Source organism: Pediococcus acidilactici (assembly GCF_016127815.1).
Lineage (GTDB): Bacteria > Bacillota > Bacilli > Lactobacillales > Lactobacillaceae > Pediococcus > Pediococcus acidilactici.
In genome coordinates, this window is sequence record NZ_CP066046.1 from 1,834,700 (window position 1) to 1,849,864 (window position 15,165).

The 15,165-nt window shown below is 44.6% G+C and carries 12 protein-coding genes and 1 pseudogene; 12 read left to right on the forward strand and 1 reads right to left on the reverse strand.

The genetic code is table 11. The features are described from left to right. The first annotated feature begins 18 nt into the window (after positions 1-18). The 12 genes and pseudogenes from mnmE (at position 19) to nhaC (ending at position 14,208) form a co-directional block, all read left to right on the forward strand. Positions 19-1,413: a tRNA uridine-5-carboxymethylaminomethyl(34) synthesis GTPase MnmE gene (gene mnmE / locus I6H64_RS08945; RefSeq protein WP_002829332.1), complete on the forward strand. Its 1,395-nt coding sequence runs from the start codon at positions 19-21 to the stop codon at positions 1,411-1,413. A 15-nt stretch (positions 1,414-1,428) separates the two neighbouring features. After that, positions 1,429-3,336, forward strand: a complete 1,908-nt coding sequence (gene mnmG / locus I6H64_RS08950; protein WP_008841967.1) for a tRNA uridine-5-carboxymethylaminomethyl(34) synthesis enzyme MnmG — start codon at positions 1,429-1,431, stop codon at positions 3,334-3,336. 257 nt (positions 3,337-3,593) lie between these two features. Further along, positions 3,594-4,340, forward strand: coding sequence for a peroxide stress protein YaaA (yaaA, locus tag I6H64_RS08955; protein WP_008841966.1), 747 nt, complete (start codon positions 3,594-3,596; stop codon positions 4,338-4,340). Positions 4,341-4,524: 184 nt separating this feature from the next. After that, the gene (locus I6H64_RS08960; RefSeq protein WP_056985115.1) at positions 4,525-5,265 is read left to right on the forward strand and encodes a GntR family transcriptional regulator, LSA1692 subfamily; all 741 of its coding nucleotides are present in this window, start codon (positions 4,525-4,527) and stop codon (positions 5,263-5,265) included. Then, positions 5,265-6,590: a Sapep family Mn(2+)-dependent dipeptidase gene (locus I6H64_RS08965; protein WP_008841460.1), complete on the forward strand. Its 1,326-nt coding sequence runs from the start codon at positions 5,265-5,267 to the stop codon at positions 6,588-6,590. The genes I6H64_RS08960 and I6H64_RS08965 overlap by 1 nt, the downstream gene beginning before the upstream one ends. Next, entirely contained in the window at positions 6,587-7,543 is a 957-nt protein-coding gene (locus I6H64_RS08970; RefSeq protein ID WP_008841461.1) for a glycosylasparaginase, read from the forward strand. Before I6H64_RS08965 ends, I6H64_RS08970 begins: the two co-directional genes overlap by 4 nt. Positions 7,544-7,561: 18 nt before the next feature. Next, complete coding sequence (locus tag I6H64_RS08975) at positions 7,562-8,086, forward strand: GrdB-related putative oxidoreductase (protein ID WP_008841462.1); 525 nt, start codon at positions 7,562-7,564, stop codon at positions 8,084-8,086. A gap of 28 nt (positions 8,087-8,114) precedes the next feature. Continuing rightward, positions 8,115-9,427 (forward strand): annotated as a pseudogene (locus tag I6H64_RS08980) (PTS sugar transporter subunit IIC). A 198-nt stretch (positions 9,428-9,625) separates the two neighbouring features. Next, positions 9,626-10,204 (forward strand): signal peptidase I, encoded by a 579-nt coding sequence (gene lepB, locus I6H64_RS08985; protein WP_008841465.1) that lies wholly within the window; start codon positions 9,626-9,628, stop codon positions 10,202-10,204. 71 nt (positions 10,205-10,275) lie between these two features. After that, positions 10,276-10,674: an HIT family protein gene (locus I6H64_RS08990; RefSeq protein WP_002832647.1), complete on the forward strand. Its 399-nt coding sequence runs from the start codon at positions 10,276-10,278 to the stop codon at positions 10,672-10,674. A 359-nt stretch (positions 10,675-11,033) separates the two neighbouring features. Then, the gene (cls, locus tag I6H64_RS08995; RefSeq protein WP_056985117.1) at positions 11,034-12,500 is read left to right on the forward strand and encodes a cardiolipin synthase; all 1,467 of its coding nucleotides are present in this window, start codon (positions 11,034-11,036) and stop codon (positions 12,498-12,500) included. A 316-nt stretch (positions 12,501-12,816) separates the two neighbouring features. Next, positions 12,817-14,208, forward strand: coding sequence for a Na+/H+ antiporter NhaC (nhaC, locus tag I6H64_RS09000; protein WP_036685303.1), 1,392 nt, complete (start codon positions 12,817-12,819; stop codon positions 14,206-14,208). On the opposite strand, the gene I6H64_RS09005 is transcribed toward nhaC, so the two are convergent. Continuing rightward, positions 14,193-15,158, reverse strand: coding sequence for a GDSL-type esterase/lipase family protein (locus I6H64_RS09005; RefSeq protein WP_008841470.1), 966 nt, complete (start codon positions 15,156-15,158; stop codon positions 14,193-14,195). The two genes, nhaC and I6H64_RS09005, sit on opposite strands and share 16 nt — an antisense overlap. Between the last annotated feature and the right edge of the window lie 7 nt (positions 15,159-15,165).

A 15,165-nucleotide genomic window follows, 5' to 3' on the forward strand; every position in this document is an offset into this window, starting at 1 on the left:
GAAAGGACGATATTAGCGATGCCAAGTGTTTCAACGGAATTTGATACAATTGCGGCAATTTCGACGCCTCCTGGGGAAGGCGGGATTTCGATCATTCGGATTAGCGGAGTTAATGCGTTAAAAGTGGCTAGTCAAATTTACCGGGGCAAGGACCTCGCCAAAGTAGCTAGTCATACGATTAACTACGGGCACGTTGTGGATCCCGCTACTGACGAAGAAATTGACGAAGTTATGGTTTCGGTAATGCGTGCTCCACACACCTATACCAAAGAGGACGTAGTCGAAATTAATTGCCACGGAGGAATTGTGGCAACGAACCGTATTTTACAATTAATTCTCGGGTTAGATGCCCGATTGGCTAAACCGGGCGAATTTACCGAACGGGCCTTTTTAAACGGGCGAATCGATTTGTCCCAAGCAGAAGCGGTTATGGATTTAATTCGCGCTAAAACCGACCAGTCGATGAAGGTGGCTTTAGACCAACTTGACGGAAATCTTTCCCACTTAATTAAAAATTTGCGACAAGATATTTTAGATGTTTTAGCTCAAGTTGAAGTTAATATTGATTATCCTGAATACGACGATGTTGAAACGATGACCACGCGATTGTTAAAAGAAAAGGCGATTGAAGTTAAAGCCAAGGTCAACCAGCTTTTAGCAACGGCTAAGCAAGGTAAGGTATTGCGTGATGGTTTAGCAACGGCAATTATTGGCCATCCTAACGTAGGTAAATCAAGTATATTAAACCACCTCTTGCATGAAGATAAGGCGATCGTTACCGACGTGGCCGGAACTACCCGGGACGTAATTGAAGAATACGTGAATGTTCAAGGGGTTCCCCTTAAGTTAGTTGATACAGCTGGAATTCATGAAACTGAAGACAAGGTCGAAAAAATCGGGGTCGATCGTAGCCGGAAAGCCTTACAACAGGCAGACCTAGTAATTTTGGTGTTAGATAGTAGCGTGCCGCTGCGCGATGAAGATCGGCAGTTACTTGATCAAACTGCAAACATGCAGCGGATTGTAGTTTTAAATAAGACTGATTTACCAACTAAAATTAACTTAAATGAACTTCAGAAATATGCTAGTGAAGCAGAAATCATTAAGTCTTCGGCGGTAGCGCCTTTAGGAACCAAGGATTTGGAAGACCGAATTGCGAAGTTATTCTTTGCGGGCAGTATCGAAAATAGTTCAAATAACGTAATGGTTACTAACGCCCGGCACATTGGGTTGTTACAACAAACCGTGACTGCTTTAGATTCCGTACTAGACGGGATTGAAGCAGGCATGCCCGTTGATTTAGTTCAAATTGATATGACCCGGGCTTGGGACCTACTCGGCGAAATTACCGGCGATAGTTACCAAGATGAGTTGCTAGACCAATTATTTAGTCAATTTTGTTTAGGAAAATAAATTTGGAGTTGAAGAATGTTGGAAGTAAAACAATATGACGGCCGCGATTACGACGTGATCGTGGTAGGGGCCGGCCATGCGGGATCCGAAGCGGCTTTAGCAGCGGCCCGGATGGGCAACAAGACCCTTTTAATGACGATTAACCTTGATATGGTGGCCTTTATGCCATGTAACCCGTCGATTGGGGGACCCGCAAAGGGAATTGTCGTGCGGGAAATTGACGCTTTAGGCGGTGAAATGGGTCGCAATATCGATAAAACTTACGTTCAAATGCGGATGTTAAATACCGGGAAAGGCCCAGCAGTGCGGGCATTGCGTGCCCAAGCTGATAAGCATGCCTACCATGCCGAAATGAAAAAGACGATTGAAGCGGAACCTAACTTAACGTTACGTCAAGGCATTGTAGATGATTTAATTGTCGAAGACGGGGTCTGCAAGGGAGTAATTACCAATACCGGGGCGCGCTACCACGCAAAAAGCGTTGTGTTAACCCTTGGAACCGCCGCACGCGGTAAAATTATCATTGGGGAATTACAATACTCTTCGGGGCCAAACAACTCCCAAGCAGCTTTAGAGTTGACGAAGAATTTAACTGAAAAGTATCATTTTGAATTAGAACGGTTTAAGACGGGGACCCCACCCCGGGTTGATGGCGGAACGATCCATTATGACGAAACCGAAGAACAACCTGGTGATGAGGAACCCAACCATTTTAGTTTCCAAACTCCGGATAGTAAGTATTTGGAATTAAAGAATCAATTGTCGTGTTGGTTAACCTACACCAACGAGAAGACGCACGAAATTATCCGGGAAAACCTCAGTCGAGCGCCCATGTTTTCCGGAGTAATTGAAGGCGTGGGACCACGTTATTGTCCTTCAATTGAAGATAAAATCGTGCGCTTCGCGGACAAGGACCGCCACCAACTCTTCCTTGAACCTGAAGGCCGGAAGACCGACGAATGGTACGTTCAAGGACTTTCGACGTCGATGCCAGAAGAAGTGCAGCAACAAATTTTGCACTCCATCAAGGGGTTAGAGGACGCAGAAATGATGCGCCCTGGTTACGCTATTGAATACGACGTTGTAGCTCCTTATCAATTAAAGAACACTTTGGAAACGAAGTTAATTAAGAACCTTTACACCGCGGGTCAAACTAACGGAACTTCCGGTTATGAAGAAGCAGCCGGACAAGGTTTAATTGCGGGAATTAACGCAGGCCGTCGGGCACTCGGACAGGAACCCTTTACGCTAAAACGCAGCGATGCCTATATCGGAGTAATGATTGACGATTTGGTTACTAAGGGAACTAAGGAACCGTACCGCTTGTTAACTAGTCGGGCAGAATACCGGTTAATTTTGCGGCACGATAACGCCGATTTACGGTTAACTGAAATGGGTCACGACCTTGGTTTGGTTAGTGAAGAAGAATATGCGGCATTCTTACAAAAGAAGGCGGATATTCAAGATGAACTTCACCGTTTGGAACAAATTCGCATTAAACCTGGTCAAGTAAAGGAATTTTTGGAGTCTAAAGGTTCCCATGGCTTAAAGGATGGTGTTTTGGCAGCCGAATTCTTGCGGCGTCCGGAAGTTACCTACGCAGATTTGCTGAAGTTCATTCCAGCTTCAGAAAAGCAGCTCGATCGCCGGGTAGTTGAACAGGTGGAAATTGAAATTAAGTACGCCGGCTACATCAAGAAAGCCCAAGAACGAGTTGACCGTTTGAAGAAGATGGAAGCTAAGGTAATTCCTGATCGAATCGATTATAACGCGATTAGCGGGTTAGCAACTGAAGGACGGCAAAAGTTAGAAAAAATTCGGCCAACCACGATTGCGCAAGCTTCTCGGATCAGCGGAGTAACTCCTGCGGATATCGCAATCTTGAGCGTTTATATTCAGCAAGGAAAAATTGCGAAGATTTAATTAAATAATGGGCTGAGAAAAACTAAAAAACATTCGGGCACTTTGACTTTAATAGGGTTAAAATGTGCGTCAAAAATCAGTTTATTCCGCTTAACCTAAAATTGACCAATATGCCAGACTCAGGCATATTGGTCAATTTTTAGTTAGTGCTCGCAAGTTACCCGTCCTTTGGCACACGCTCTTTTTGTTTTACAGTTCCACGTGAAACAAACGCGTCGAATTTGTTAGAATGAACTAAAGAGTGGTGAATAAATATCATGAAAATAATCATTGCGCCAGCTAAGCAAATGCAGGTGGATACGGATTCCTTTGCCGTCCTTAACCAACCGCATTTTCTAAGTCAGGCCCAACAAATTGTTAATCGATTGAAAAAAATGAACTTAAATGAACTTCAGCAGCTTTGGAAATGCAGTGATCGGCTAGCCGTAATCAACTATGAAAATACGCGCCGACTTGATTTGTTACGCAACCAAACGCCCGCCGTGCTTGCGTATACTGGTATCCAATATCAAAGTTTGGGTGCCGACTTAATGACTAGTCCGCAGCTTAACTATTTACAAGATCATTTGCGGATTCTCTCAGGACTCTATGGAATTTTGCGTCCGTTTGATGGAATTGTGCCCTACCGGTTAGAAATGCAGGCCCGCTTACAAATTGCAGGTCAACAAAATTTATACGATTTTTGGGGCGCCCAAATCTATCACCAATTATTTAAAGAGACCGAAGTGGTGATCAACTTAGCGTCTAAAGAATATGCTCGGGTAATAGAGCCCTATTTACAAGCAGACCAACAGATGATAACCTGCGTATTTGGCGAACTAGTGGACGGTAAAGTAAAGCAAAAAGCTACCAAAGCCAAAATTGCACGCGGTGAAATGGTGCGATTTATGGCAGAAAATGAAGTTCAAAAGGTTGCGCAACTAAAGCAGTTTGCGCAGCGAGGCTACCAATTCTGCGAAGAATTATCTAGTGGTCGGCAACTGGTATTTTTAAGTTCAAATTAAGTTCAACGGCTTCTTAACCAATGAAGAAATTTAATGGTTAAGTAAGCCGTTTTTTTGTGTGGAGAATGAAAAATAATACAGGAAATAAATATACCAATTTTCAGAAAGCGCTTGTAAATATGGTAAACACAATGTAGTATATACCGTAAATCAAAATGGATGATTTGCGATGAGGAGCAAAAGAATGCCAAAAACAAAGTTTGAAAAAGTGGCGCAAAGCCTTGTGGAACGGATTCAGCAGGGAATTTATTCTAATATGCAGCGGTTACCTTCAGAATATCAACTTGCTGACGAATACGGGGTGAGCCGGCTGACGGTGCGGAAGGCAATTGAACGGCTGGTGACCGCCAAAATTTTGGTGAAGGATCCGGGAAAGGGAACTTACATTATGTCGACGAATTCGTCCAATAAGGTTGAAAGCGGCCGGATGGGTCTACAAAGTTTTACGGAAGCTGCCGAAACTTATGGCAAACAAAGTCGAACGCAGGTCCTTGATTACCAACCGTTGATTCAACCAGACCAGCGGGTGGAAGAAAAATTAAACTTGCGTAATAATCCGCAACCTGAAGTTGATGAACTAGTTCGCCTACGTTTTTGGGACGATGATCCGATGACTATCGAAGACATCGTAATTTTACATAAGTACGTAGCCAATCATCAAAAAAACGATTTTAAGCATTCATTGTTTCAAATCTTGGCAGAAACGGTTGAAATTGCCTATTCCAACCAAGAAATCGAGGCCATTAAGGTCGACGAAAAGCTAGCGAAGTTACTGCATGTTCAGGAGGGAGATCCCATTCTTTGCGTCCATTCGCTTACCTACACGGCAGATGGGCAACCAATTTTCTACGACACGTCTTATTACCGGGCCGATAAGTACACCTTTAAAACGACCCTGACCCGTTTGGAACAAGGAGGAAAATAATGGTGGTTAACCAAGAGTTTAAAGCACTGATTGAAGCACATTACGATGAATTTTTACGTGATTTAGCAAAGGTGATTGAAGTTCAAAGTGTCCGTGGGCCAGCTGATCTTCACGCACCCTTTGGGAAAGGTCCTCGCCAAGTATTAAGGGTGGCCGTGAAGTTAGCCGACCAGTACGGGTTTAAAACAAGCATTGTCAATGATGCCGTTGCGGTAGTACAGTGGGGTCCCGACACAAGCGACTACATAGGAATCGTTGGCCACCTAGACGTGGTCGCAGCTGGTGAAGGCTGGCAAAGCGATCCCTTTAAGTTAAATATTCGGGAAGACATCTTGTATAGCCGGGGTGTCTTAGATAATAAGGGGCCCATCATGGCGGTGCTGTTTGGGATGCATTTACTTAAAGAACGCGGATTTTATCCCCGGAAAACTTTGCGAATCATTTTTGGTAGCGATGAGGAAAGCGGGAGTGCGGACATCCCCCTTTATCTAAAGGAACAACCAGCCCCCGAATTTGGATTTACTCCTGATTGTAAATTTCCAGCAGTCTATGGCGAGCGTGGAATTGTTAATTATGAAATCGATACCCCAATTAAGTTGGCAGCATTACAGCAAATTTCGACCATCACGGGTGACCAAGCAAAAGATCACGTCCCCGACCAACTCGCAATTGAAGTTCAAAATCAATTGGTTGAAGTTCAGGGGAAACGCAGCCCTTCTAACGCTCCAGAGCTGGGGGTGAACGCCATCATGCTCCTAGCCAAGGCGATCAAGAAGCGGGCTGAACTAGCCCCCGAACTGGTTACTTACTTTGATTGGCTCCTCGATAGTTTTGACCAACGTTACTTTGGCGAGGGACTAGGGATAGATTTTCAAGACGAAGATAGTGGCAAATTGATGGTCACGCCCTACCTCCTCCAAAAAGTTGAAGGTGGCTTGAAGTTAAGTATTGCGATCCGTTATCCGGTGACCGTTACCGAAGAACAGGTTACTGCGGGACTTAAAAAAGCAGTTCTTCCGGGAAGTGAGCTTCGGGTGGTTCGGCGGATACCCGGAACTATGCATGATAAAAATGATCCGCGGATAAAACAACTATCGGCAGTTTACGCAATGGTTACCGGGCAAGATGGAACTCCCGTAACCACGACGGGAGCGACCTACGCCCGGGCGGTACCTAACATTATTGCTTTTGGGCCATCGTTCCCCGGGCAAAAAGGGATTGCACATAAACAAGACGAGTGGATGACCAATCATGATTTGAAGTTAAACATGGAGATTTACATGAATGCCATGGTAGGTTTAGCAAAAATGGAGGAAAAGAAATGACAAATTGGGCAACGATTGCCACCTGGCGAATGGCACACGACGGAGTTTTGAAAGCCAGTGAAATGCTGAAAGAAAATGCAAGTGCGGGAGATGCCGTTGAAAGTTTAATCAACGTGGTCGAAGAATATCCCTACTATAAATCGGTGGGCTACGGCGGGTTGCCAAACGAAGAAGGAGTGGTCGAAATGGACGCCGCCTTTATGGATGGTGACACCCTAGCCCAGGGCGCGGTAGGAGGCATTCACCACGTCCTCCACGCGGTTTCGGTGGCTCGGCAACTAAGTCATGAACATTTCAATAGCTTTCGGGTCGGTGAGGGCGCCACAAAGTATGCATTGGTGAACGGGTTTGAAATGCGTAACATGCTAACCGACCGGGCGAAGCTTCGTTGGCAAAAACGTTTAAAGGAAATTCAAGAGGCCCAAATTAGCCCATACGACGGGCACGATACGATTGGCGCCCTCACGCTTGCGCAAAGTGGTTCCATGGCAGCAGCCACTTCCACATCCGGGTTATTTATGAAAAAAGCGGGACGGGTTGGCGATTCACCGCTTTCGGGGTCCGGTTTTTACGTTGACAGTGAAATCGGTGGTGCTGCAGCAACTGGATTGGGTGAAGACATCATGAAGGGATGCATTTCCTATGAAATCGTTCGACGAATGGCAGAAGGCGAAACGCCACAGGACGCCTGTGATCACGCGGTGTACCCGTTCGTTGAAAAACTAAAGCGCCGTTATGGCAAGGCGGGTGAATTCTCATTAGTAGCGTTGAATAAGAACGGCGAGTGGGGAGTAGCTACCAACGTCGAATTTACCTTCAGTGTAGCTACGGCAACTAGTGCACCCCAGATTCTAATTGCCCATCCCGCCGAAAACCAAACGACCCGGATTGAACCCATTACGCAGGAATGGTTGGACGCTTATGAAAAACGAATTAAGGCACCCATTAAATAAATCAAAGGAGGGGATTTTTTGAAAGTCATCATTATTTTAGACCAAATTCAAGCGGGACTAGGTGGTAAGGAACGCGCTGACACCCCATTAGGCGGCAAAAAAGTTGCATTGGGAAGCGCAGAAACCACCGCGAAAGCTTTGGCAAAGGTAGACGGAGAAGTCATCGGTACTTTCTATTGTGGAACGGATTATTACCGGGAACATCCGGAACTAGTTCAGGAAAAGTTCACCAAAATGGCCGCTAAGATGGCCGCCGATGTGGTTATAATTGGACCGACTTACGATTACCCAGAATTTTCGCAAATGGCTTGCGAATTGACCGCGGCGTTTCAAAAGGATACTAAGATTCCCGCACTACAAGCGACGGCATTGGAAAAGAACGCGGCCATTATTGAGCAGTATAAGGATCAGTTGCTAATCGTGAAAATGCCTAAAAAGGGTGGTACGGGATTGTCGGCGGCAATTGATCACCTTGTAGAAGGGTGCGTACTGGCGGCTAATCGCGAAGATTTAACCGCCTTTAAGAACCAGTACTGTTACTAAATTTAAAAGCAAAGGGGGCTTGGAAGATATGCAGAAGAAATTTGAACAAGTATTAATGCCGTTAGCATCTAAGTTGGGAAACAACGTGGTTTTAAAGTCTTTGCGGGATGGATTCTTAATCATCACGCCATTAATCATCGTTACCTCCATTTTCCTGCTAATCGGCAACTTTCCCATTCCAGGCTGGGAAAGTTTTTGGACAAGGATTTTAGGCGAACACTGGACAGAATGGTTTAGCGCGGTTTCCAATTCGGTATTTAGCTTCACCGGAATTTTATCCTGTATGGGCATTGGTTACGCTTATGGAAAGAACCGGGGGCTCGAGGCCATCCATTCCGCGGTAGTTGCCTTGGTTTCATTCCTCATTTTGACCCCGACTTCGTTTGCGGTTGGTAAAACGGCGGTAAGCGCGGTACAAACCATGTACGTAGGACCTAACGGAATTTTCCTAGGGATTTTCATTTCGATTGTCAGTGTGGAAGTTTACCGGTTTGCCGTGAAGCACCACTGGACAATTAAAATGCCTGAGGGAGTTCCGCCAGCAGTAAGTCAATCGTTTGATGCGTTAATTCCGAGTGCGTTAGTAATTTTGCTATTTTTCTTAATTCGGATCGGTTTTAGTATTTCTAGTTTCGATACCGCATATAATTTTATTTATACCTTGTTACAAGCACCGCTTAAGCACGTAGGAAACTCGTTGCCATCAGTATTGCTATACAACTTCTTAGCGAGTTTGCTTTGGGTGTTTGGGATTAACGGACCAACCATTACTAATTCGGTTTGGTCACCGATTTTCTTTGTCCTTACCCAGGACAATTTGAAGGCTTTCCAAAACCACCTTCCGCTCCCACACATTTATACGCAACCCTTTATTGATATTTTTACGACCTACGGTGGCGGCGGAAGCACCTTGTCGCTTTTGATCGTTATGTTTGCGGTTTGCCGTTCCAAACGGATTCGGGAGTTAGGCAAATTGGCGATTCTACCAGGAGTGTTTGGAATTAACGAACCGATTATTTTTGGTCTGCCAGTAGTTTTAAACCCGATTATCGCAATTCCATTTATCATCGTGCCGGTATTGAACACCTTCATCTCGGGAGTGGTATTCACCCTCGGATGGGTGCACGGACTAACGGGGTTTTACTGCCATGGACGACACCGCCAATTATTTCGGGCTGGCTCGCTACCGGAAGCTGGACCGGGTCCCTACTACAACTAGTGGAGATTATTTTAGGGATTATTATCTATTACCCATTCGTGAAAATGCTGGATCACCAGTACCTAAAAGAAGAGGATGTCGCGTTAGGGCAGGACTTAGACATTGACTTTGACGAAGTGTGATTGAAGTTCAAATTTAACTATTTAAGCAAATTTTGAACTTCAATTTAAGTTAAAAATACCCGAATATAACAGTTATATTTCAAAAAGATATAGAAATATCAAAATTTGGTTTCAAAACTAAAAATCTTAAGACAACCAGGATACTTTGGGCTACAATTAAAATTATTAAGTCGTATGAGATAGTCTGGAGGAGAGTTAATGAGGTTTTTAAGGGATTGGGTTTTACCGATCGTAGTTGGTTTATTAATTGCTTTTCTTGTTAAAACTTACTTGTTCCAAATCGTAAAGGTTGACGGTTCGTCAATGCAACCTAACTTACAGGATAGCGAACGGGTGCTAGTTTGGAAACAAGCCAAAATCAAACGCATGAGCGTAATTGTGTTTGACGCCCACGGAGAGGATCCGGCGGCTACTCAACCAGTTGATTACGTAAAGCGGGTGATTGGGGTTCCAGGCGACACGATCAGTTATAAAGACGGTAAGCTTTACGTAAATAATAAAGAAGTTCCGCAAAAGTTTATTGACGAGGAACAACGCACAACCGGAACGGGAAATTGGACGCTCAGCTCAATTGCTAATAAATATGGTTGGGCAAAAAATCCGGTAAAGGTTCCAAAGGATTCCTACTTTGTTTTAGGTGACCACCGTAGCGTTTCTAACGACAGCCGTTATTGGGGATTTGTAAAGAAGTCGAAGGTGATGGGCGTCGTGAAGGTGCCGTTCTGGAGTCATGATGAAAAAGCGAAAAAGAATATCAACGATTTAGCTGTTGAATAACTTAAAGCAGGTTGAAAGTCCCCTTTTAACCTGCTTTTTGTGTACAATGGGACTGAATGGAGGGACCGCATATGAAAACCGACCCAAACTGTGTATTTTGCCAAAAAACGGAGGCAGATTACATTGTGGAAAATGAACTGGCTGCTTCCTTTCTGGATTTTTACCCAGTAAGTAAGGGCCACACGTTGATCATTCCAAAACGGCACGTCCGTCAAATTTGGGATGTCACCGCCGAAGAGCGGAAGGCCATCTGGGATTTAATTGAACAAAACAAAGCGATTCTAGATGAGAAATACCACCCGGACGGCTACAACGTGACTATTAATTCCGGAGCGGCCGCGGGACAAAGTGTTTTTCATTGTCATATTCATTTAATCCCCCGGTATTGGAGCGAAGATCCGCAGCGTAAGCCGGTACCAGCGCAGTATTTAATTCCTAATAAACGCCCCCAATTTAAAGGAATGGATTAACTGCCAAAAGATTAATCAGTATAAATAAAAACAGGCAGACCAGTTGCTAGAGAATTAAGCAAAATTGGTCTGCCTGTTTTTAAACACAAAAAAAGCGTCTCACTAAGGAGACGCATACAGGTAATAAGTAACTGGTCTTGAGACACTTCATTCACCTTATGGGGGGAGTAAATGAAAAAGTTATCTATGCTTAGTACTATAGAAGTAAAATGTGAAGAAAATGTGAATTTTTGATTGCTACGAGATTACATTTTGTCGGATATTTGATTACATATGAAATAATCAATGGGGTAATATAAAAAATCACTTTTATTTTCCAAAGGAGATAGTATGATAAGGCATAGGATTAATATGGGGGGATGGCATTGCAGATTTTAAAATGGATTGTTGATGGGGTTTTAATACTAAACGTGGCGGGAGCTTTATATACGGTTTTTAGACAACGTCGGGATATTGCCGCGACTTGGGCCTGGCTATTGGTACTATGTTTTTTGCCATTATTTGGATTCGTTATATACGCCTTTGTCGGTCGCAAGCTGCCGGAAAATAAATTATTTCCGTTAAAAAGCAAAACCCGCTTGGAATTAGACCAAATTATGGAACATCAACGTAAGGAGTTAAAGGAAACGACTTTAACAGCTGCTGATCAAGTGGTTAAAGATTCAGCAGGAATGGTACAGTTCTTTTCGCGGACGGATTACGCGTTTTTGACTCGCCGTAATAACGTCAAAATCATCACTGACGGACACGCATTGTTTGAGGACATGTTTGCGGAAATTAAAAAAGCCCAAAAACATATTCACGTTGAGTTTTATACAATTTATGACGACCAAATCGGAAATGATTTGCGAAAGTTGTTAGAACAAAAGGCTAAAGAAGGCGTGGAAGTAAAGGTGCTTTGGGACTCGTGGGGTTCGATGGGTACCAAGCGGAGTTTCTTTAAGAAGTTAAACGAGCTTGGCGGACAGGCCTTTCCCTTTTTGGGGACGCGTTCAGCGTTAACCGACTTTCGATTGAACTTCAGAGATCACCGAAAAATCGTGGTGATTGACGGCAAAATCGGCTATGTCGGTGGCTTTAACGTTGGCGACCAGTATTTAGGGCGTAAAGAAAAATTTGGTTATTGGCGGGATACCCATTTGAAAATTGTCGGTTCGGGAGTTTATAGTCTTCAATCGCGCTTTATTTTAGACTGGAATGCTACCGACCGCGCGCATCCGATAAGTGAAGAATTTAAACCAGGGTCGGTTTACTTCCCGGTTGCGGAGGTTAAGGGGCATACCAGTTTACAAATTGTGTCTAGCGGGCCGGATTCAGACATTGAAAAGATTAAGATGGGTTACTTGAAGATGATTAACGCGGCAAAGAAGTCGATTTGGATTCAATCGCCATACTTAATCCCGGATGATAGCGTATTGGATGCCTTGCGATTGGCGGCAAATTCGGGAATTGACGTGCGCATTATGGTGCCGTGCAAACCTGACCACGTCTTTGTGTACCGCGCGACCCAGTACTACGCTTGGCAATGCGCAAAGTGGGGGATCAAGGTTTATTACTACAATAACGGTTTTCTACACGCGAAAACGATGGTGGTTGACGGAAAGGTATCGTCAGTGGGCTCCGCAAATTTAGATTTTCGAAGTTTTAAACTTAATTTTGAAGTTAACGCCTTCATGTACGACGAAAATATTGCTCACCAATTAGAAGAAATATTCTTAAAGGACATTGAAAATTCTAGTTTGCAAACGGTGGGTATCTTTAACCGCCAATCACGCTGGCTGAAGTTCAAACAAACTTTTTCACGGCTCCTGTCTCCGATTTTATAAAGCTTGGGATTTGACGTTTGAAAATGGACATGATAGGCTAGCTACAATAAATTAAAGCGCAATAACTTTCACATTAAGTAGCGGATAATCTGGGTGTCAGGAAGTCGGTGGTTGCTGCAAACCGATCAGGATTATTGCGGCGAAATACCGTGGAATAGTTTTGTTAAGAACGGCTAATAACTAGAACCGTTATCATCTAGTGAGTGAGACTGTCCCCTAGGGAGGGTCTAATTTGGGTGGTACCACGGTTAATTCGTCCCGGTTGTATTTTAAATACAACCGGGATTTTTTATTAGCTAAATTAAGGAGGAAGAGGATGCAAAAGGTAAAGACACGGGAAGCAAGTTTAGTTTTGATTGTCATGTTGGCAATTTTAGGAACCGGCGTGATTAAGTGGGGGTTGTCACCCCAAACACCGGTACTCTTAGTATTAGGATTATTAACGATTTGGGCTAAAATACGGGGGTTTAGCTGGCAAGCGATTAACGATGGAATTAAATCGGGGATCGAAACCGGGATTATCCCGATTTTCATCTTTATCCTTGTAGGAGCGTTAATCAGCGTTTGGATTGCGGCCGGCATCATCCCAACGTTGATGCTCGTAGGTTTTAAAATGATCAGTGTAAACTGGTTCATCCCTTCCGTCTTCGTAGTCTGCGCATTGGTGGGGACTGCCGTCGGATCGGCGTTTACGGTGATGTCGACCGTGGGGATCGCGTTTTTTGGAATGGGGATGACGATGGGCATTAACCCAGCGTTAGTTGCTGGAGCAATCATTTCCGGAGCGGTTTTTGGCGACAAGTGCTCGCCGCTTTCTGAATCAACTAATCTCTCTGCGGCGGTGGTCGATGCCGATTTATTTGATCATATTCGCAACTTGATGTGGTCAACGTTGCCAGCCTTTGTGGGAGCGTTAATCTTGTTTGCTATTTTTGGTGCAGGGGACGCCCAAAATGCTGACATTAGCAAAATTCAGCATACTGAATCAGTTTTACAGGCCCATTTTGCAACCGGCTGGTGGGTTTTAATTCCAATTATTTTAATGTTTGTTTGCGCTTGGCGCCGAGTCCCGGCAGTTCCCACCCTGTTCATCAACATTGGGGTGTCGGTAGGTTTAATTTGGCTCGAACATCCGGCTACTTCTGTGCAGCACTTAGCTAAAATTATTGAAACTGGCTACGTTGCTCACACTGGTAACCTAGAGGTGGATCAATTACTAAGTCGGGGCGGGATTGCCAGCATGATGACCACCGTCTCCTTGATTGTGGTGACCTTGTCACTAGGCGGCGTGCTCGTTCATTTAGGGTTGATCAACCAGGTCATGGAACCAATTGCGCGAGTACTAAATAGTGACGGCAAATTGATTTTAGCAGTGGTTCTTAGTGCGATGGGAGCCAACCTCTTGATTGGAGAGCAGTTTTTATCGGTAATTCTGCCAGGAAAAGCCTTCAAAGCGACCTTTAAAAAAGCCGGCTTAGCAAACGTAGCGCTAAGCCGGGCTTTGGAAGACGGGGGAACCGTCATTAACTACCTCGTACCTTGGGGCGTGGCGGCGACGTTTGCGGCAAATACGTTCCACGTAGCCACGTTGGACTACTTGCCATTTGCCTTTTTTAGCCTTTTGTCGCCCGTTTTCTCAATCTTGAGTGGTTTCACCGGGATTGGGTTAAAACGAAGTAAGGCAAGCTCTGATCAAACCCAGCCGTGAATCTGTAGCCAGTCCAACAGTTGGCGACTGAGAACTTGCGATCCGGCCACGTCGGGATGAACTTCATCCGTAGTGGAATATTTCCAAGTGGCGGTTGGAATTACGGTGAAATTAAACGTTTGTGCGATGGCTTTGATCGTTTTAGCATGGCTCTGGTTTAACGGAATCATCACGAAAATTTGAGCTTCATTGAACTTAAATTGAACTTCCTTCATAAAGGCGGTGAAGTACATTTCAAATACTGGAGTATCGAATTGCCAGTCGTTGGTGCCTAAGTTAACAAAAACAAATTTAGGTTGGAAATCAGGTGCCGGAGTTTCGTAATCTACGTAGTTAATAAAACGGGGCGCGGCAGGAACCCCGCCCGTGCCGTAACGAATAATTCCGGCTGCACTGTAAGCAACCCGATAGTCTTCCCAATTTAATTTACGGGAAACTAGCGCTGCGTAGTTGAGGTCGGCGCCATATCCGCGAGAAGGAACTTTTTCACGTACCCAACATCCCGCCGTGATGGAATCGCCAATCCAAGCAACCAAGGGCCCGGCAGGTTTAACTGCGTGCATTTGACCACCTACAGAAGGATGGACATCGGCGAGCGCTAAACCTGCTGAAGAAGTCCAAACCTCGTCTTGGTCGGTATTACCAGTGAAATAAAGGTGCACGACGTGTCGGGATTTTGAACTTAATTGAATTTCAAAGCGGGGCTCGTTAAGTTCAATCAATCGAGGCTGATCGTCAACAAAAATTGTGACGGTTTGCGGGATGGCGAGGTCTGGAAGTATCCACTCCAAGCTCACGCTCGCAGCATTTTGAACTTCAAAAGTAACTTGAGCACCTAAGTTGGTGGTGTACATCACCGACCGATTTGCCAACTTTTTAGGAACCCACCGGCCAATAAAATAAAGATTGGGAATGGTGCCGTTTGCGGACGTGGGAATTAGTCTTTCCATTAGCAGA